This is a genomic window from Aquincola tertiaricarbonis (assembly GCF_023573145.1).
Lineage (GTDB): Bacteria > Pseudomonadota > Gammaproteobacteria > Burkholderiales > Burkholderiaceae_C > Aquincola > Aquincola tertiaricarbonis_B.
This window is the reverse complement of sequence record NZ_CP097636.1, coordinates 1027742-1046338: the sequence shown is the minus strand read 5'-3', so window position 1 is coordinate 1046338 and position 18597 is coordinate 1027742. Positions and strand designations below refer to the sequence as shown.

The following is an 18597-nucleotide window of genomic DNA, read 5'->3' as shown; positions in this document are numbered from 1 at the left end:
GCATGACCGCCTCCGCCCTGCCGCTGACCGGCCACGCCGATCCCCGCTCGCTGCAGCGGCAGCTGGCGCGGGCCGGTCGGCAGCGCAAGCTGCGCGCCTTCGCGCTCACCTTGCCGCTGCTGGTTTTTCTGCTGCTCACCTTCCTGGTGCCCATCGCCGGGCTGCTCAAGCGCGCGGCCGAGAACCCGGAGGTGGCCAATGCGCTGCCGCGTACCGTGGCCGCCCTCGATGGCTGGAGCCGCCAGGGCACGCCGCCCGACGCGGCCTTTGCGGCGGTGGCGGCCGACCTGGCCGCCCTGCCCGACCGCTCGGACGCCGGTGCGCTGGCGCGCCGGCTCAACAGCGCCGAGCCGGGTGCCCGCTCGCTGGTGATGAACACCTACCGGGCGATGCCGCTGCCCGCCGGCAGCAACGCCCGCAGCGAACTGATGGCGCTGGACGAGCGCTGGAACGAGCCCAAGTACTGGCAGGCCATCGCCAAGAACGGCGAGCGCTGGACGCCTGATTACCTGCTGGCCTCGGTCGACCTGCAGCGTGATGCCAACGGCCAGATCGAGCGCATGGCGCCCGAGCAGCGCGCCTTCGGCGGCATCCTGCTGCGCACCTTCCAGATCAGCCTGGTGGTCACGCTGCTGTGCCTGCTGCTGGGCTATCCGCTGGCCTACTGGCTCAGCACCCTCAGCGCCCGCCAGGCCAACCTGCTGATGATCCTGGTGCTGGTGCCCTTCTGGACCAGCATCCTGGTGCGCATGGCCGCCTGGATCGTGCTGCTGCAGTCCGAAGGCCTGGTCAACCATGCGCTGGCCGCGCTGCACCTGATCGACCAGCCGCTGCAGCTGCTGTTCAACCGCACCGGCGTGCTGGTGTCGATGACGCACATCCTGCTGCCCTTCATGATCCTGCCGCTGTACAGCGTGATGAAGAGCGTGCCGCCCACTTACCAGCGTGCCGCGGTGTCGATGGGCAGCACGCCGCTGGCCGCCTTCTTCCGGGTATACGTGCCGCAGACCTACCCGGGCATCGGCGCGGGCGGGCTGCTGGTGTTCATCCTGGCCATCGGCTACTACGTGACGCCGGCGCTGCTGGGCGGCCCCGACGACCAGATGCTCAGCTACTACATCGCCCAGTACACCAACGTGAACGTGAACTGGGGCATGGCCTGCGCGCTGGGCGCGATGCTGCTGGCCGCCACGCTGGTGCTGTACGCGGTGTACCGCCGCATCACCAACACCGAACTGAGCCTGGGTTGACCATGAAGCTGATGCCCGACTTTCCCGCCTACGCCACGCCGCTCGACAAGGCCGGCTGGTGGGCGCTGCGCCTGTTCTGCGTGGCGGTGCTGGTGTACCTGCTGGCGCCCATCCTGGTGATCATGCCGCTGTCGTTCAGCGAAAGCTCCTTCCTGGTCTACCCGATCCACGGTTGGTCGCTCAAGTGGTACGAGAACCTGTTCAGCTCCGAGGAATGGGCCCGCGCCGCCAAGAACAGCTTCATCGTGGCGCCGGCCGCCACGCTGATCGCTACCGTGCTGGGTACCACCGCCGCGGTGGGACTGGCCCGCACCAGCTTCCCGTTCAAGGGCCTGCTGATGAGCCTGCTGATCGCGCCGATGGTGGTGCCCATCGTGGTGGTGGGCGTCAGCACCTACCTGTTCTTCGCGCCGCTGGGCCTGGCCGACAGTTACCTGGGCCTGATCGTCGTGCATGCCGCGCTGGGCGCGCCCTTCGTGCTCACCACGGTGCTTGCCACGCTGCAGGGCTTCGACCACAACCTGGTGCGTGCCAGCCTGGGCCTGGGCGAAACGCCGATGCGCACCTTCTTCCGCATCACGCTGCCGGTGATCGCGCCGGGCGTGGTGTCGGGTGCGCTGTTCGCCTTTGCCACCTCGTTCGATGAAGTGGTGGTGGCGCTGTTCCTGGCCGGACCCGAACAGCTGACGTTGCCGCGGCAGATGTTCAACGGCATCCGCGAGAACATCTCGCCCACCATCGCCGCGGTGGCCACGCTGCTGATCCTCTTCACCACCTCGTTGCTGGGCGTGCTGGAGTGGATCCGCGGCCGCCGCGCCTGAGCAGTTTGACGATGAGCGACTCCTTGAACCAGCCGCTGGGCGGCAATGCGATGCCACGCTTCGGCGGCCTGGCCAGCATGATGCGGCTGCCCATGGCCAGCTCGCCCGCGGGCCTGAACGCGGCCTTCATCGGCGTGCCGCTGGACATCGGCACCAGCCACCGGCCGGGTACGCGCTTCGGCCCGCGGCAGATCCGCGCTGAATCGGCCTTGATCCGCCCCTACAACATGGCCACCGGCGCTGCACCCTTCGACAGCCTGCAGGTGGCCGACCTGGGCGACGTGCCGATCAACACCTATTCCTTGGCCAAGTCGGTGGAGATCATTACCGACTTCTACCGCCCGGTGCTGGCCGCCGGCTGCATACCGCTGACCCTGGGCGGCGACCACACCATCGCGCTGCCCATCCTGCGCGCGATGGCCGAGCGCCATGGCCCGGTGGCCCTGGTGCACGTGGACGCGCATGCCGACGTCAACGACGAGATGTTCGGCGAGCGCATCGCCCACGGCACGCCCTTCCGCCGCGCGGTGGAAGAAGGCCTGCTGCAGGGCAATAAGGTCTGGCAGATCGGCCTGCGCGGCAGCGGCTATGCGGCCGACGACTTCGACTGGCCGCGCCAGCAGGGCTTTACCGTGGTGCCGGCGCACGAGGTGTGGTGGCAGTCGCTGGCGCCGCTGATGGCGCGCGTGCGCGATTCCATCGGCAACGCACCGTGTTACCTGAGTTTCGACATCGACGGCATCGACCCAGCCTATGCCGGCGGCACCGGCACGCCGGAGATCGGCGGCCTGACCGTGCCGCAGGCGCTGGAGATCGTGCGCGGATGCCGCGGCCTGAACCTGGTGGGCTGCGACCTGGTGGAGGTATCGCCGCCGTACGACACCAGCGGCAACACCGCGCTGCTGGGCGCCAACCTGCTGTACGAGATGTTGTGTGTGTTGCCTGGCGTGACCCGCCGCTGAGGCGTCGAAGCCCTGCGCCTGCCGTGCCCAGGCGCAGCCTGTAGAGTCTTCTCCCCACCCTGCATCACCCACAACACCAACGCCATGAATGCCAACACCTCTCCGCTGGCCCAGCTGGCCGACGCCACGCTGCTCAAGACCGACGCCCTGATCGACGGCCAGTGGGTGGCCGGCAGCGCCCGCTTCGACGTGACCGACCCCGCCACCGGCGCCAAGCTGGCCGACGTGGCCGACCTGGGCGCCGACGACACCGAAGCCGCCATCGCCGCCGCCAACCGCGCCTGGCCGGCCTGGCGCGCCAAGACCGCCAAGGAACGTGCCGCCATCCTGCAGCGCTGGTACCGGCTGATCATCGAGCACACCGACGACCTGGCCCGCATCATGACGGCCGAGCAGGGCAAGCCGCTGGCCGAGGCCAAGGGTGAAGTGAGCTACGGCGCCAGCTTCATCGAGTGGTTTGCCGAAGAGGCCAAGCGGGTGTATGGCGAGACCATTCCCACCACCGACAACGGCAAGCGCTACCTGGTGCTCAAGCAGCCGGTGGGCGTGTGCGCGGCCATCACGCCCTGGAACTTCCCGATCGCGATGATCACCCGCAAGGTGGCACCGGCCCTGGCCGCGGGCTGCCCGGTGGTCATCAAGCCGGCCGAGCTGACGCCGCTGTCGGCCCTGGCCGTGGCCGAGCTGGCGCAGCGCGCCGGCATGCCCTCGGGCGTGCTCAACATCGTCACCAGCACCAACTCGTCGGCCGTGGGCCAGGTGCTGTGCAAGAGCGACCTGGTGCGCCACCTGTCGTTCACCGGCAGCACGCCGGTGGGCCGCATCCTGATGGAGCAGTGCGCCCCCACCATCAAGAAGCTGAGCCTGGAGCTGGGCGGCAATGCGCCCTTCATCGTGTTCGACGATGCCGACCTGGACAGCGCGGTGGAAGGCGCCATCGCCAGCAAGTACCGCAACGCCGGCCAGACCTGCGTGTGCGCCAACCGGCTGTACGTGCAGGACACGGTGTACGACGCCTTCATCGCCAAGTTCACCGAGAAGGTGAAGGGCCTGAAGGTGGGCAACGGCTTCGAGGCCGGCGTCACCATCGGCCCGGTGATCGAGGACAAGGCCATCACCAAGATCGAGGCGCATGTGAGCGATGCGCTGGCCAAGGGTGCCTCGGTGCTGACCGGTGGCAAGAAGAGCGGCGACCGCTTCTACGAACCCACGGTGCTGGCGCACGCGACCTCGGACATGCTGTGCGCGCGCGAAGAAACCTTCGGCCCGGTGGCGCCGGTGTTCACCTTCAAGACCGAGGCCGAGGCCATTGCGCTGGCCAACAACACCGAGTTCGGCCTCGCCAGCTACTTCTACAGCCGCGACATCGGCCGCATCTTCCGCGTGGGTGAGGCGCTGGAATACGGCATGGTCGGCATCAACACCGGGCTGATCTCCACCGCCGAGGTGCCGTTCGGCGGCGTCAAGCAGTCGGGCCTGGGCCGCGAGGGCAGTCACCATGGCATCGACGATTACATCGAGGTCAAGTACCTCTGCCTGGGCGATATCCAGAAATAATCGCGGCTTTCGTCTCACGGAAGTTGCGCCGCCATGGAGTTTCGGCACGTTCTGCTGCTCGTCTTCGTTCTTGCCGCCCTGCATGTGCACTTCCGGGGCCGGGTGCGCTTCAGCCTGAAGCGCGCGCTCGACTTCACGGTGCTGCTGGCGCCGGTGAACAGCCTGATGGTGCTGTTCTCCCGCGCGCCCACGCAGCCCTACCTCGACCCCAAGACCTTCCCCGAGCTGGCACCCCTGGCCGCCAACTGGCACACCATCCGCGATGAAGCGATGCGGCTGGCCGAAGGCGGCGGCATCCGCGCCGCCTCCGGTTACAACGACGTCGGCTTCAACTCGTTCTTCCGCACCGGCTGGAAGCGCTTCTACCTGAGCTGGTACGGCAAGGACATGCCCTCGGCCCAGGCGCAGTGCCCGCAGACGGTGGCGCTGCTCAAGCAGATCCCGTCGATCAAGGCGGCGATGTTCGCCAGCCTGCCGCCGGGTGCCACGCTGGTGAAGCACCGCGACCCCTACGCCGGCTCGCTGCGTTACCACCTGGGCCTGGTCACGCCCAACGACCCCGCCTGTTACATCGAGGTGGACGGCCAGCGCTACCACTGGCGCGACGGCGAGGCGGTGATGTTCGACGAGACCTACATCCACCACGCCGAGAACGCCACCCAGCAGCAGCGGGTGATCCTGTTCTGCGACGTCGAGCGGCCTCTGCACTTCGCGCCACTGCGCTGGTTCAACCGCTTCTTCGCCAAGCACGTGATGGCGGCGGCCAGCAGCCAGAACATCGAGGGCGAACAGGTGGGCGGCCTCAACCGCGCCTTTGCCACCATCTACCTGTGGCGGCTCAAGGCCAAGGCGCTGAAGGCCAGCAACCGCAGCCTGTACTACGCGGGCAAGTGGGCCTTGATCGTCGGCCTGCTGTGGCTGCTGTTCTGGTGATGGGCGGCTGGGCTCACCCGCCCGCCGGGCCGTCCCAAGGGCGGGTGCGCCCCCTCGGGGGGCCGCGAGCGCAGCGAGCTTGGGGGTCGAATCACTCCCCGGGTGGGTCTTCGTCGTTGGCAGCGGCGGCGGGGCCGCGTTCCACCCGGTTGGCAAAGCCGGCGCGGCCCACGGCGGCGCTGCTGGTGGCCTGACCCATCGCCCGGCGCATCAGCGCGCCGGCATCCTTGCCGTGCTCGGGGTAGTGGCCGACACCGGCGCTCACGGCCACCGCCATGTCGCCGCCGGCCATGGTGAAGGGCCGCTGCAGCGTCTGCACCAGCTTGTTGACCACGCCGCTCACGTCGCCCGGCGCGTCCACCCAGGCCAGCAGCACCGCGAACACGTCGTGGCCCACCGAGGCCACCACGTCGCTGGCGCGCAGGTTGGCGCGCAGCCGCACCGCCACCTTGCGGCGCAGCACGTTGGCCGATTCAGGCCCCAGCCGGCTGGCGGCGGTGGCCAGGCCCTCGATGCGCAGCACCACCAGCGCCATCGGCGCCGGCTCGCGCTCGCGCAGCGCCAGCAGGTGGGTCATGTGTTCCAGCAGCTGGCTGTGGTTGGGCAGGCCGGTGGCCAGGTCGGTGGCGTGCGCCTTGCGGGCGGCGCGGTCGAGCTGCTTGCGCTCGATGCCCAGGCGCACCCGGCGCGGCAGCGTTTCCTGCTCGTTGGGTGACAGCACATCCTGCACGCCGGCCTGCAGCAGCCGCATGGCCACCAGCGGCGACACCTGCGGCGTGACCACCAGCACCGCCGCGTCCAGCACCGCATGCGACAGCGCGGGCCACAGCGGCAGCTCCTGCAGCTCGTCTTCGTCCAGCGTCATCAGCACCGCGTCGAAGGGCTGCTGGTGCAGCACGCCGTTGGCTTCCTGGAAGGTGGTGGCGGTGACGACGAACGGGCCCCAGGCAGAGCCCACCAGTTCAGCCGGCACCGGCCCGATGGCCAGCAATTGGTACGTCGTGCTCATGGTGTCGCCCGTGCCAAAGAAAAAGGCCGCACATGGCGACCTTGCAGCATTGGAGCGGGTGAAGGGAATCGAACCCCAAATTTTCACCCCTCCCCAGTGCAGCGGTTGTCATCGGCCCCACCCTCTCCACTGGCTACAGGGTTCTGTGGGGGTCTGATTCCGCAGTGTATTCCGCAGTAGCAGCAAGCCCCGCGGCACCCCCAAAATTCCGCCATCGTGGCGGCATTGTGCGGACCCACCTGGGCCGTGTACGGTCCCGCCAACATCGGCGCACTCGTCGCACCGTCGTGTGGTGTCACGAAGCACGACGACGCGGATGAGCCGAAGCTGTCGCCACCACTAGATAGGCCTTGTGCTGCCGCTGACACGGTTAGCTCAACGCCTCCACATGTCGTGAAGTCGTTTTTTTTTGGCACCTAATCCCACCTCCTGAGCCACCTCAGCGGGAGTTACTAACCTACTATTTTGCCGCTCTGCATGCCTAGTATTTTTCCTGCAAAGAACCCATACAGCCCCTTCCCTCTCCCATCCGAACACAAGTGGGATACGGGGGTGCTAGCAATTACCGGGAAGAACGGCGCCGGCAAGTCGCGATTATTAAAAGCGATCGCCGACAACAGTGTCGAAATATCAGTAGAGAGCGTCGGTGTTGTACGCAGCCAAAATATCGTACATCTGACGCAGGCGAACATGCACGCGCAAATTGAGGCCACCAGCGGGCACTCGGTGGATTTTGGGGACGTTCTTAACGAGTGCGCATCCTACTATGACCGCAACAAGTCATCAGTCGTGTGGGGACAGATGCAACAGCACGGTCGAACGGTGACAGAGACCGGTTTGGACATTAATGCAGTCCGGACGGCAGTGCTTAAGGCGGCAGAGCGACGCCGTTGCGACACTGGAGACCTTACAGGACAAGATGTAGCGGACGAATACACGAATATCTCGCCCCAACCCTTCGGGTACTTTCGCCTTCAGAATATATTCAGCGAATATCTCGCGCGAATGAATCGCGACCATTATCACGAATTTCTGAATTACAAAGGAGTCGGAGACGCCATCCATCATGGAGTTAACTTTCCCAGCAGGTTCGGCCCTCCACCATGGATAGAATTTAACGAGCTGCTGGAGAGGGTATTCAATGGAAAGTTCTCTCTCCGTCTACCGACAACGCTGGAGAAGAATTACAAGCCCCAGCTTCTGCTCAGTGGCAACGGCATTCCGATCGCTTCGGAGCAACTGTCATCAGGGGAACAAACACTACTATGGCTCACCACAGCAATTTTCTCCGCGACGCGCACAAATCTATCCGCCTCCGCCTCAGTTATTCTTCTAGACGAGCCTGATGCATTCTTGCATCCTGCGATGGTTCGCCAGTTTGATCACGCGATCCACCAAATTGCCAAAACGCTCGGTGCTGTAGTCGTGCTCACGACGCATTCGCCTACCACCGTTGCGCTAATGACGAATTGCTCATTCGCGCAGCTCGCAGACGGAGCCCTGAGAGAAGTGTCACGCGATCAAGCCGTCGACGATCTACTGGCGGGGATCACGAGCATCGCGATAGACCTACAGAACCGTCGACACGTGTTTGTAGAGAGCCATTACGATGCGGCCGTATACCAGCAAGTTCATGAGATTCTGAAGGATAAGGACGATTCAGGGCTTACGGGAATTTCGTTTAATTTCACTCCTGCGGCGAGCAAGGTTCCCGTAGATCACCTGAAAAGCTGTCTAACCAAGCATCTCGGCAAACTGCCGGGGGCAAACGTCGAATCCTTTATTGAGGCTGTGAATGGTGCCGGGTCATGCGATCAAGTTTCCGCATCGGTCGAGGCTTTATCGCCCCACCACGATGCTAATGTGTGGGGTGTAATCGATTGGGATAGAACCAATAGATCAAGCAGCCGCGTACTCGTGCACGGTGAGTCGCAGTTTTACTCCCTAGAGAACGCGGTCCTCAATCCGGTGGCACTTGGCGCATATCTCACCGTTTATTTTCCGGCAAAAATCACCTCCGAGCCGGCGCTAGCGCCGTTACGCCAGTACATCGGCGAGCGCATACACACAGAGAAGCCTGCTCAGTTGTTGAGCGACGCTATGACAGAGTGGCTTCTGGACGACAACAGTAACCCGATGCCGTTTAAACTTGCCGGAGAACGTACAGTTACCATACCTCAGGCATGGCTGCACACTCAGGGTCACGCCCTCAATGACAAGATACTAAACAAACTACCGCAGCTCCGGAGTATTCGGCCTGGCCCCCTAATGCTTGACGTAGCCAAGAGAGGCTTTCGTCTCTTTCCATGGACTATCCCGGCAAGCTTCGAAACTCTTTTCCACTCGATAGCCAGCAGCCGTAGCAACTAGCGCCGCCTCCACTCCCATGGTGCAAGCGGCGACATATCTGACCACAACCCAACGTGGGCAGCCATGGCCGCGTTCTCGGCCCGCAGGATCGCAGCGTCGGTGAGGTAGCGCCGATAAGCCCAAGCCATACCTGTGGCTACCTGGATGTGACTGGCATCCTTGCCGCTGCACTCCACCCTGCCGACCGTGCGGCCGTACCGGTCCAGCTTCTGCGCCCGCAGCGTCGCCTGCTGCTGGAAGCACAAGTCGGCCAGCGCCTGACGGCTGCGCGTGCCCCACGGCTGGCGCTTTTCGGGCGCATCGATCTCAGCCAGCCGGACCTTCACAGTCTGGTCGTCGCAGCGCATGGTCAGCGTGTCGCCGTCAGCGACGCCGACGACCAGACAGAGCACTGCAGCAGCGATGGTTGGCATGGGCATGAACGGGGAGCGCGCCGATGGATCAGGCTCGCCACTGTATGCTCATACAGCACGAGTGAGCAGACCCATGACCGCGTTTGACCCGAAGAACACCAGGATGAGGTGGGCCGTCACCCAGCTGCGAGACAAGGGTCGAAGGCTGAAGCGAACCGAATGGCCGGCACCAGTGGTGGGCGAACTTGAACTCAGCGTGATGCCCGAGACCAACGCCAAGAGGCCCCTCAAGAAGCTGGAGCTCTACGGCACGCCCGGCACGGTGCGTCAGTCCCTGCTGCTGCCGCTGTTCGAGCCGCAGATCATCGCGATGGACGGCGCTGGCCTTGTGCTGCACGGCATGCAGTTGGCCAGCGATGACGGCTCGGTCTACGAGCACATTCAGGTCTGGCACTGCGTGCCGCAGTCCGAGCTCTAGCCGTTTGGAGCATCGTCGCGCTGGAGACTGGGCTCAGGCAGTCCTGCCTGGTTACCTTCACCCCTCTTGGGCCGCAAGCCCCGCCATGCCTTGGTGCACAGCCCGGCCAGCACTTCACCTGCCATCACGAGGTTGAGCAGCAGCACGACGATAGTGGCCACGGCCACAAGCACCGGGCTGAGAACGAGCAGCATCACCACCTGCAGCAGCTTGGAGCCGCCACTCAAACGGTCGAGCCATGCCTCCGCCAGGCCGGCAAGCTCCTCCAGGCTCCCAGGCTCGCGCAATCCCATCAGGCGCTGCGGACGCTCGCGCGTCGACGTGCAAGTTCGACCAGTCGACCTACGGGCCTCTCAACGTGCCGGTGCACCAAACACCCGATCAATGTCGCAAGCGCAGCCAGGGTGAGAAACGACACCCAGATTGGCAGGGCGCCCAGCAGACCAGTCGCTGCGGCCGCCTTGATCAACGCGACCAGAACTGTGAAGTGCACAAGGTAGATGGCATACGAAGCGTCGCCAAGCAGCTTCAGCACCGGGGCTGTGACCTCGAGCAATCGAGCCCGCTCAAGGGCAACGATCGCGTAAAGCATCAGCGCGGCTCCGGCTCCATACAACAGCGTCCAGCTGCTGTGACGGAACTCGTGCGTTCGCAGCTCCAGGACACCGGCGCCCACGAAAGTGAGGGCACCAAGGAAGAACGCGGACCACAGGGCAACCGGTCGACCCACTACCTGCCGGGCAGCGATGGCAACACCGATTCCAAAGAAGAACTCGATGTTCTTGACGTGCAGGAGGAAGCTGCCAGGGTACTGCAGTGGAGGAAAGAGGCGGGCGATCACCAAGGCTAGCAGCCAGGTGCCGAGCACGACGGTGCCCACTGCTCGGCTGACCAGCAGGGTGGCGAACATGCCATAGAAGAGCAGCTCATGGGACAGCGTCCATGCCACGCCAACGATGGGCGGGTGATCCGCAGGAAAGAGCAGGAAGCCACTGAGGATTGCAGCTGGGTCACGCTCGTGGCCTTGGCCGAGCGCTGGTCGGGAAGCGTAGATCGCGACCAGCGCAGCCAGCACGAGCCAATACAACGGATAGATCCGCGCGGCGCGTTTCCAAGCAAATCGCCCGAGCGAATCGGGCTGGCCGATGTCGGTGCGATGGATCCAGTACATGATGAACCCGCTTAGCACGAAGAAGAAGTCGACGCCTGCCCGACCGAAGGGGATGAAGAATCCGCCCCAGATGCTGTAGCCGCCATACTTCTGCAATGCCAACGTGTCTGCGGCGTGATGCAGCACAACCAGGCATGCGGCCAAGCCCCGAGCGGCATGGACGCCGCTGAGTTGCGCATTCATGAACTTCCCCCTGCCAACTTTCTTTTGCGAAGTGCTCAACGCAGCAGAGAGACGATGACTTCAACTCGTCGGGTAGCGCGCGACCTCAACTCGCTCTTTGCTACGCCGAATTGTTTCCTGGATGTATCTGTACGGCAGCAGTCACCGCGACGACACTATTCACCACCGGTATCTATTGCACTAGTGAATCTGGGCGAGCTATCGAGACGTTGCCCATGTCGAATCTCCTGCGGCAAGGTACAGCTCGACACGAGGCGCCCAGAACAACGAGCGTCGCGTACCCAGCCAGTCACCGCCGTGCCGCTGCCATCAAGACCAAGAGGTGTATCGAGGCCGCCAGCAGGCCGCGCCAGCCAAACGTCGAAACGACAGCGACGTAGCCCCCAACGATGAAAATGGCAGTCACGACAGAGCCTCGCCGACCGCCCCACGCAGTTCTTTGGGTGCTGCCTTGCTAGCCCGCTCGGCCCGGCTCGACTTCAGCGCCCGCACGCGCTGCAGGATCTGCGTGCGCGTCACTTTGATTCGCGCCGACGGGTTCTTCTCGTTCCAGTCAGCGATAGCCTTGCGCGCCGCTTCCACGCCCTCGCTGTCGCCGTCGGCTTGGGCTTGTGCCCACTTGCCGGCCAGCTCACCCTCGACGTTCTTGGCCAGCTGGATCGTGCGCTGGGTCTCGCCGATGCGGGACGATTCGCGCGCTACCTGGGCCGGCTGGAAGCCCAGGAACTTCATGGCGCCGTCCACGGCGTCCACGTCCATCACCTTGCGGCCCTTTGTGTCGCGGTACTCGCCGGTCTCCCACATGCCTAGGGCCTTGGCCATGTTCTGGATCGCCACCGGCGCCACCGCCATGCCCGCGCCGGCCGCGTCGCCCTGCAGCAGTTTGGTGGTGCCGGTCATCGCCATCTTGGCCAGGCCGCCGGCCGCACCGGCCACCTCCAGGAGGTCGCGGCTGGTGTCGTCATTGCTGCGCAGGAACAGGCCGGTGGCCGGCAGCAGGTTGCCCATGCCCATGCGCAGCGACAGATCGATCGGCATGCCCGGCAGCGCCGTGAGGCCGCGGGTGGCCACCTCGGCCGCTGCGTCGCCCAGGCCCAGCGCCTTGGCTACGAACTCGCGCTTGGCCCGCTTGCTGTTCAGGTCGTAACCCAGCGCCTGGCCGATGGTGTCCACCAGGTCGTTGAGATCGTCGGCGAACGGCAGGCCATCGGCACCGCCGGCCAGCAGCAGCATGGCCAGCGCCACGCCCACCGCCTTCTTGCCTTCCGGGCCCGACTTCCACATGCGCACCAGGAACTCCAGGTAGTGGGTGCTGAACTGCTTGAACGTCATCGCCGTGGCGCCCACCGGGCCGCGCGCCCAGTTGGCCTTGTTGCCGCGGTTGTAGAGCCCCTGCGTTTCGATGACGGCCTGCTCGGCAAAGGTGAATGGGTCATCGATGTCCTGCTGCAGCGCGGTCTGGTAGGCCGCCACGAAGGACACCCGCCGGTTGAACTGCTCGCTCAGGCTGAACAGCGATCCCCACAGGAACGCTGCCTTCTTCAGCATCGGGTGCTTGCCGATGGCGTTCATGGCCTCGGCCTGCAGGTGGTGGATCTCCTGCGGGCTCACGATGCCGCCGGCTTCCGCACGCTGCAGGGCCGCCGCCACCGCCGTCGGGTGCTTGCCGGCGGCCACCGAAGCAGCCGCAGCCAGGATGCGACGGCCGGCCTTCACCGCGCCGCCAAACTGGCTGAGGAACGGCAGCGTCATCGTCAGGGGCTGCGTGAGGTTGACCGCGGCCGATGCCACGCTGCCGCCGATGAAGGTGGTGAACAGCAGGGCCCGCGCTGCCGCCGCCTCTTCCTGCGGCTTGGTCACGTAGTCCACCAGCTTGATCGCATCGTCGCGCAAGTCGCCCTGCTCCTTCGGGATGGCCTCGGCCGCCTTCTTGGCCTCGGCGAGGTGCAAGTTTCCGGCGGCCATGCGGGCATTGGAGGTCACGAAAGAGGCCAGAACGCGCGTGGCGTCTTGCGAGAAGCCAGCGATGCCCTTGCGCTCGATCATGCGGCGCAGGGCTGAGCGGTTCGAGGTCGCCAGCTTCAGATAGGCCTGGTAGACCTCGTTGTCGGCGGTGCCGGTCGCCTCGGCGAACAGCTCCAGCGAATCCAGCGACACGCCGGAGAAGAGCCGGTGGCCTTCGGCGCTCATGACGCCCTGCGTCACCGTGGCGTCCTTGAAGGCCTCGTCCTCGCGCAGCAGCCGCGCCGCTCGGTTGGCAGCCGGCAGGCTCTCGTACATGCCGAAGAACTCCACGTCGCCCGACGGTCCAGTGACGGTGACGGTGTGCTTGCCGAAGCGCATCAGCGGGGCATAGCCGCGGGCCATGAGGCCGGCCACCTGCTCGCTCTTCCGCTCGATTTCGGCGGCCCGCTCCAGCAGCAGCGGCCGGTCCAACTCGGCGGCCTGGCGCTGCAGCTCTTCGTTCATCACCGCAGCAGCCTCGTGCACGTCGGCCGCGGCCAGCGTGCGCTGCACCACGCGCTCACCTTCCTTGCCGGCGATGCGCACGATCTCGCTCTTGGCCACATCCGTCAGCGACTGGTCCACCGCCCGGCGGAACTCTTGGTACAGGCCAGCCTGTTTGTCGCTCAGGCCGAACTCGGCGCGCAGCTCGTCCTCGGTGTAGATCTTGTCGGCCAGCGTGCCCTCGAAGATCGCCTGGGCGGCGCGCTCCACGTCCTTCGGATCCGCGCCGTGGCGAAGCAGGCCGTCCTTCCACAGGTCGCTCAGGCGGTCCAGCTTCGGCAGCAGCGACGGCGCCTCATCGGCCGCTGCGTTGGCGAACACGCTGGTCTCCTTGATGTAGTCCTGCACCGCGTCGAACACGCGGCCGAAGGTGTCGGGGTGGGCCTTGGCCTTGGCGTACTGGGTGCCCAGGGGGGAGACGTTTGAATTGATCCAACAACGAGGGCCCAAAAAAGGCCGAAAAACGACGACGGATCAACGACTTACGGCGACTTGTCCACAGGCGGGCCGAACGTTTAATTTGAGCTAACGACAGCCCGAAATCAGGCGCGGATCGCCAGAAAAATGCCCGTGGTCTGCCCGTCCGGGCGTCTGCCGGGCGCCCATTCCCTGCTCAATCACTCGATGCGGCCGACCAGGCGCAGGTAGCGCGAGGCTGGCAGGTCGGTGGCCTTGGCTGTGCCGAGGCGCTGCACCGACAGCGCCGCGCCGCCCGCGGTGCTGCTGTTGGGGCGGAGGGTGATCGTCGCCAGATCGCCGTCGATGCGGCCCTGCGGCACCACCACCAGGTTGCCCGTCTGTGCATCCCACAGCACAGCCTGGTAGTTGCGCAGCGACTGGGGCAGCTCGTCCACCCAGTCCGTCGGCCAGGTCGAGCCCGCCGGGATGGCACGGGCGGCATCATCGAAAACACCCACTGCGGTGGACGCGAGCTGCATGCCTGGCACCTGCTCGGCCACGGCGCCCAGGGTGGCGCTGTCGAGGAAACCGACCACCTGCGCATCGCCTTCAGCACCACCGGCTGCGACGGTGCTTCGAAACGCCTTCCAGCGGTCCGCGAGCACCTCTTGAAAGGCCGGCGAGATGGTCTTGTCGACCAGCGCGCCCTGCAGCTCTCGCGGCAGGCGGGCGAGCTTTTCGCCCAGCGCCAGCTCCGGCGCGATCCAGCTGCGGCCTACGTTGTGATCCCAGCCAGGGTCGATGCCCACCGGCACCCGGTCGGTGATGACGCCATCGCGGTTGACCACGTCGCGGGTCTGGCGCGGGATCGGCTCGGACACGCTGAGGTTGCGTTCGTCCATGTCGGCCTGGCTGAACGCGCGAACCGTGCAGCGGCAGCCCCAGCCGTTTGGCGGGTAGTGGGTCTGCCAGAAATCATCGTCGATCGGGTAGACGCGGCCGTTCCACTGCCGGTGCAGGGGGCGCACTCGCGCATCGCCTGCGGTGCGGTACTGCAGGAATGGCCGCCGCTCTTTGTTGGCCTGCAGCTGCTGCCAGCGGCCGGCCATGTGGGCCGAGCGCATGTTGTTGTCGAAGATGACGCTGGTGCGCCAGCCGCGGGAGCCGCGGTAGGTCCAGCCGTGCGACTGCACCACCTGGTCGAATGACTTTCGGAAATCGGCGATGGTGGTGCCGTTGTTCAGCGCGGCCAGCAGCGCCTGCTGCAGCTCACCGGCCAGGTCGGCCGAGGTGGCGCCGGCCACGGTGAACACCTTGGCGTGCACTGGGCCTGCCAGGCTGTTCCACGCCACGCTGGCCTCGGGCAGCTTGCCCCGCAGGTTGTCGATCGCTTCCTGGAAGCGCAGGCCGAATGCTTCAGCCACGTGCACCCCTTGCCTGCAGCCACATCCCGGCCACGCCGCGCAGGTAGGCCACGGTGAACCCGGCGCTGACGATGAGCGCGCCCCACTGCTGCGCCTGCCAGCCGGCATAGAGCCAGAACGGCTGGCCGGCCAGGCCGATCACGCAGGCCCACCGGCGCACGCGCTCCCGTCGGTCCTGATTGATCCAGGCAGCGAGCACGCCGGTGCACATGATGGCCAGCTGGTCGATGCTCATGCGGTGCCGCCGTGGAGAGTTTTCAGGAGGCGCATCAGTCCGCGGCCTGCATCTCTGCCCCGACCAGGGCCAGGGCGATGACGCCGTGATCGCCATAGATCTTGACCATCTCCCGCAAGTCGGCGGCGGCGGCTTCCACGCGGCGGCGGTCATCCTCAGCCATGGAGGCTACGGTGAACTTGAGCAGCCGCAGGGTCTGCTGTTCTTCGGTCATGGTCAGTACGTTCCCGGCTGGGCGACGGCGCGGGTGAGCGCCATCAGGCCTTCCTGAAAGTGGGTGCTGCCGATGCTGGCCCAGCGACCGGGCTCGGCGGCGCCGATGCGCTTGATCTCGTCTTCCTGCGCCACGGCCGCCTCGCGCTGGTCATGCAGGTGCTGGCGCACATCGGCCACCAGGGTCTGCAGCTCCAGGCCCTTGGCCTTGATCGCGTTCATCAGGTCGATTTCGCGCTGCGTCAGGTCGCGGTAGCCCTTGATCTTCGTGTGCTGGTCTTTCACGGTCGGCCTTTCGGGCGTGGGAGTGGCATCAGGCGGCCTGGGTGGCCGCGCCTCGGAGGATCGAGTAGCTGAGCGCGCGGTCGAGCACCTCGCGCAGGGCTGCGTCGTCCATCACGCCGACCACCTGTTGCAGGTCGGCGTGGAACTCGGCGAGGGTCTTGCCCTCGGTTTCGTAGCGCTCCAGCATGGCCACCACCGGGGCGATCATGTTGTCTTCGATGGCGCGGTCGGCGGCCTCGGCGGCGAGCTGCGCGGCCTCGGCTTCTGTCATGCCGGCGGCGCGTGCGAATTCGTAGCCGGCGAGGCCGCTGAAGTCGATGGCTGCGGTGGCAGCCGCGGGCGCCGCTGCTGGCGGCGCTGCAGGTGCGGGCGGGGTCGCGGGCGCGCTCACCTTCGGCAGCAGGGCGTCCTCATCGGTCTCGGCCTGCGGAATGCCCAGCTCCTCCAGCATCGCCGACCGCGATGGCTTGGCGCCCATGTCGGCGGCGATCTTGTAGGTCTCTGCCCGGTCCTTGCCTGCATTGAGCGGCTGGAAGAACTCCAGCTCGGGCGGTGCCACGCCATCGCCGAAGTTGTAGCGGGTGATCCACTTGAACAACTGGTTCATCGACGCGACAGCGATGTCGCGGTCGCTGTCGTTGATGCTCTTCTGGCGCTCGGCCGCAATCTCGCCCGCGGCCCTGGCGCCCACGCCCTGCAGCTCGGCCACCATGGCTTGGCCGGTGACGGCCTTGCTCATCTCGCGGTTGCACAGGTCGATCAGGTCAGCCTGCGGCAGCGAGGTCGAGTTGCCACCCGTCGGCGTGAGCAGCTGCAGCGCGGAGCCGTCGGGCCCGATGACATAGCCCGACTCCAGCATGCCGGCGATGGCCTGTTCGAGCTTGTCGATGTCCTCAGGCAGCGTGCCCTGCGGGTAGGTGGCGAATGGCCACGGCAGGCCGTGGCGCTCGCAGTACTTGACGAAGTAGCGCCACCCGCCGGTCTTGAAGGTCCAGGGCCAGAAGCAGCTGCTGAGCACCGCCACGCCGTACGGGTTGATGGCCGACGGCATGTGCCGGCTGATGACGAACTGGCTGGGGTTTTCGACCGGCGCGCCGATCATGTTGCCGACGCTGATGAGCAGCGGCCGGCCATGCGCATCGAACTTGAATCGGCGGCCGGGGCGGTCCAGCACTTGGCCAGGCACCACGTCGCCGTTGACCAGCTCCCACACCACTTCATGCACGTGGTAGCCGGTGAGCACGGCGCTGGTCATCTGCCACATGACCTCTTGCCAGTCGAGCTGCAGGCCGTCGTCGTTGACGCCACCGGGCGCGGTCTCGCGCATCCAGTCTTCGCAGAGCTGGCGGGCCTGCATGCTCTGCGGGTCATCTTCGTTGCCCGCGTTGATGCGCCAGTCGTACGCCCGGAAATTGCCCCGTACCGACCGGATGTCGCCGAGCACGTGGGCGTCGGCCATGATGGACAGGTAGACCCGTTCGGCATCGCCCATCCGCCGCAGGATGGGGTCGGGGTTGGGCAGGGCCAGCATGCTGCTGAGCCAGTTGCGCGGATCGGTCTCCGGCGTGGCGATGGGCCGGCTGAGCCAGCCCTTGACGGTGTTGATGAGCCCGCGGGTGGCGATCATGATGAGCGGAGCTGTCCGATTCGCAGTTTGATGACGCCGCCTGCGCGGCTGACGGCCAGCATCCACAGCATGTGCAGTGCATCGGGGCCGTCGTCGTGGTCGGCCTCGGGCCAGTGGCGCACCTGGGCGTTGAGCACGGTGTGACGCTGGTGGAACAGGATCAGGCCGTTCTGCACGTGCGGCGATAGCGACTCGATGCGCAGGTCTTTGTCGGAGTGCGGCGTGAGCGGCACGGCCGGCACCGGAATGCCGGCTTTGGCCGATGCCTTCACCAGCTCCTGGCGGAAGAACTCCTGGAACTGGATGCTTTCCACACCCCAGGCCAGGCAGCGGTATTCACGCTGGAAATCGACGATGTGGCTGATCTGGCGGTCGGGGATGCGCCTGGCCACGATGGCCTCCACCACGCTGAGCTTGCCGTGCTCACGATCAAAGCCGCCCACCAGCGTGGCCGACGGGTCGCGGCTCTTGTTGTTCTTGCCCAGGCTGGGGTCGTGGGCGCCGTAGAACACCCAGTCGCGGCACGGCTGCACCCAGAACTTCATGCCCTGGAAGAAGCTGTTCTCGTCGTTCGTCGGGTCGTTCTGGTACTCGCAATCGAACGCGTGGTGATCGCCTGCGCGGATCTTCATGAGCCGCAGCAGCGGCCGCATGCTGGGCCAGCTCACCACGGCGCCGGCATCCATCTCGGACTTGTTCTGTTCGTAGAAGGCGTCTGCTGCGGGCTCGCCTTCGTTGATGAACAGTTCTTCCCACCGCTCCCACAGGTCCATGCGGTCGGGCCACTGGACGATGGCCTGGAAGCGCACGCGCGTCCAA

General features: G+C 65.9%; 18 protein-coding genes. 7 read left to right on the top strand and 11 right to left on the bottom strand.

Annotation, left to right across the window (positions count from 1 at the left end; genetic code table 11):
* Positions 1–2: 2 nt before the first annotated feature.
* The 5 genes from MW290_RS19055 to MW290_RS19035 all read left to right on the top strand — a co-directional run bounded on the left by MW290_RS19055 (position 3) and on the right by MW290_RS19035 (position 5523).
* Entirely contained in the window at positions 3–1250 is a 1248-nt protein-coding gene (locus MW290_RS19055; protein ID WP_250199268.1) for an ABC transporter permease, read from the top strand.
* A 2-nt stretch (positions 1251–1252) separates the two neighbouring features.
* Positions 1253–2071 carry an ABC transporter permease gene (locus tag MW290_RS19050; protein ID WP_250199267.1) on the top strand — a complete coding sequence of 273 codons (819 nt, stop codon included), beginning with the start codon at positions 1253–1255 and terminating at the stop codon, positions 2069–2071.
* A gap of 11 nt (positions 2072–2082) precedes the next feature.
* Positions 2083–3033, top strand: coding sequence for an agmatinase (gene speB, locus MW290_RS19045; protein ID WP_250199266.1), 951 nt, complete (start codon positions 2083–2085; stop codon positions 3031–3033).
* A gap of 84 nt (positions 3034–3117) precedes the next feature.
* On the top strand, positions 3118–4590 hold the full coding sequence (locus tag MW290_RS19040) for an NAD-dependent succinate-semialdehyde dehydrogenase (protein ID WP_250199265.1): 1473 nt from the start codon (positions 3118–3120) through the stop codon (positions 4588–4590).
* A gap of 33 nt (positions 4591–4623) precedes the next feature.
* Positions 4624–5523: an aspartyl/asparaginyl beta-hydroxylase domain-containing protein gene (locus MW290_RS19035; protein WP_250199264.1), complete on the top strand. Its 900-nt coding sequence runs from the start codon at positions 4624–4626 to the stop codon at positions 5521–5523.
* Between the two features lie 91 nt (positions 5524–5614).
* Here MW290_RS19035 and MW290_RS19030 read toward each other — a convergent pair whose 3' ends face one another.
* Complete coding sequence (locus MW290_RS19030) at positions 5615–6532, bottom strand: GGDEF domain-containing protein (RefSeq protein WP_250199263.1); 918 nt, start codon at positions 6530–6532, stop codon at positions 5615–5617.
* Between the two features lie 477 nt (positions 6533–7009).
* Here MW290_RS19030 and MW290_RS19025 point away from each other — a divergent pair, with 477 nt between their 5' ends.
* Complete coding sequence (locus MW290_RS19025; RefSeq protein WP_250199262.1) at positions 7010–8902, top strand: AAA family ATPase; 1893 nt, start codon at positions 7010–7012, stop codon at positions 8900–8902.
* Here the strand turns inward: MW290_RS19025 and MW290_RS19020 are convergent.
* Positions 8899–9315, bottom strand: a complete 417-nt coding sequence (locus MW290_RS19020) for a thermonuclease family protein (RefSeq protein ID WP_250199261.1) — start codon at positions 9313–9315, stop codon at positions 8899–8901. The two genes, MW290_RS19025 and MW290_RS19020, sit on opposite strands and share 4 nt — an antisense overlap.
* 73 nt (positions 9316–9388) lie before the next feature.
* Here MW290_RS19020 and MW290_RS19015 point away from each other — a divergent pair, with 73 nt between their 5' ends.
* A complete protein-coding gene (locus tag MW290_RS19015) occupies positions 9389–9733 on the top strand; it encodes a hypothetical protein (protein WP_250199260.1) in 345 nt (114 codons plus the stop codon).
* Here the strand turns inward: MW290_RS19015 and MW290_RS19010 are convergent.
* From MW290_RS19010 to terL, 9 genes are all read right to left on the bottom strand, one after another.
* On the bottom strand, positions 9730–10026 hold the full coding sequence (locus MW290_RS19010; protein ID WP_250199259.1) for a hypothetical protein: 297 nt from the start codon (positions 10024–10026) through the stop codon (positions 9730–9732). The two genes, MW290_RS19015 and MW290_RS19010, sit on opposite strands and share 4 nt — an antisense overlap.
* A complete protein-coding gene (locus MW290_RS19005) occupies positions 10026–11087 on the bottom strand; it encodes an acyltransferase family protein (RefSeq protein WP_250199258.1) in 1062 nt (353 codons plus the stop codon). The genes MW290_RS19010 and MW290_RS19005 overlap by 1 nt, the downstream gene beginning before the upstream one ends.
* A 402-nt stretch (positions 11088–11489) precedes the next feature.
* A complete protein-coding gene (locus MW290_RS19000) occupies positions 11490–14045 on the bottom strand; it encodes a PLxRFG domain-containing protein (RefSeq protein ID WP_250199257.1) in 2556 nt (851 codons plus the stop codon).
* A 167-nt stretch (positions 14046–14212) separates the two neighbouring features.
* The gene (locus MW290_RS18995) at positions 14213–15418 is read right to left on the bottom strand and encodes a phage head morphogenesis protein (RefSeq protein WP_250199256.1); all 1206 of its coding nucleotides are present in this window, start codon (positions 15416–15418) and stop codon (positions 14213–14215) included.
* On the bottom strand, positions 15411–15653 hold the full coding sequence (locus MW290_RS18990) for a hypothetical protein (RefSeq protein WP_250199255.1): 243 nt from the start codon (positions 15651–15653) through the stop codon (positions 15411–15413). The genes MW290_RS18995 and MW290_RS18990 overlap by 8 nt, the downstream gene beginning before the upstream one ends.
* A 34-nt stretch (positions 15654–15687) precedes the next feature.
* The gene (locus MW290_RS18985; protein WP_250199254.1) at positions 15688–15867 is read right to left on the bottom strand and encodes a hypothetical protein; all 180 of its coding nucleotides are present in this window, start codon (positions 15865–15867) and stop codon (positions 15688–15690) included.
* A 2-nt stretch (positions 15868–15869) separates the two neighbouring features.
* The gene (locus MW290_RS18980) at positions 15870–16151 is read right to left on the bottom strand and encodes an Acb2/Tad1 domain-containing protein (protein ID WP_250199253.1); all 282 of its coding nucleotides are present in this window, start codon (positions 16149–16151) and stop codon (positions 15870–15872) included.
* Between the two features lie 28 nt (positions 16152–16179).
* Entirely contained in the window at positions 16180–17778 is a 1599-nt protein-coding gene (locus MW290_RS18975) for a phage portal protein family protein (protein ID WP_250199252.1), read from the bottom strand.
* Positions 17775–18587, bottom strand: a complete 813-nt coding sequence (terL, locus tag MW290_RS18970; protein ID WP_250199251.1) for a phage terminase large subunit — start codon at positions 18585–18587, stop codon at positions 17775–17777. Before terL ends, MW290_RS18975 begins: the two co-directional genes overlap by 4 nt.
* Between the last annotated feature and the right edge of the window lie 10 nt (positions 18588–18597).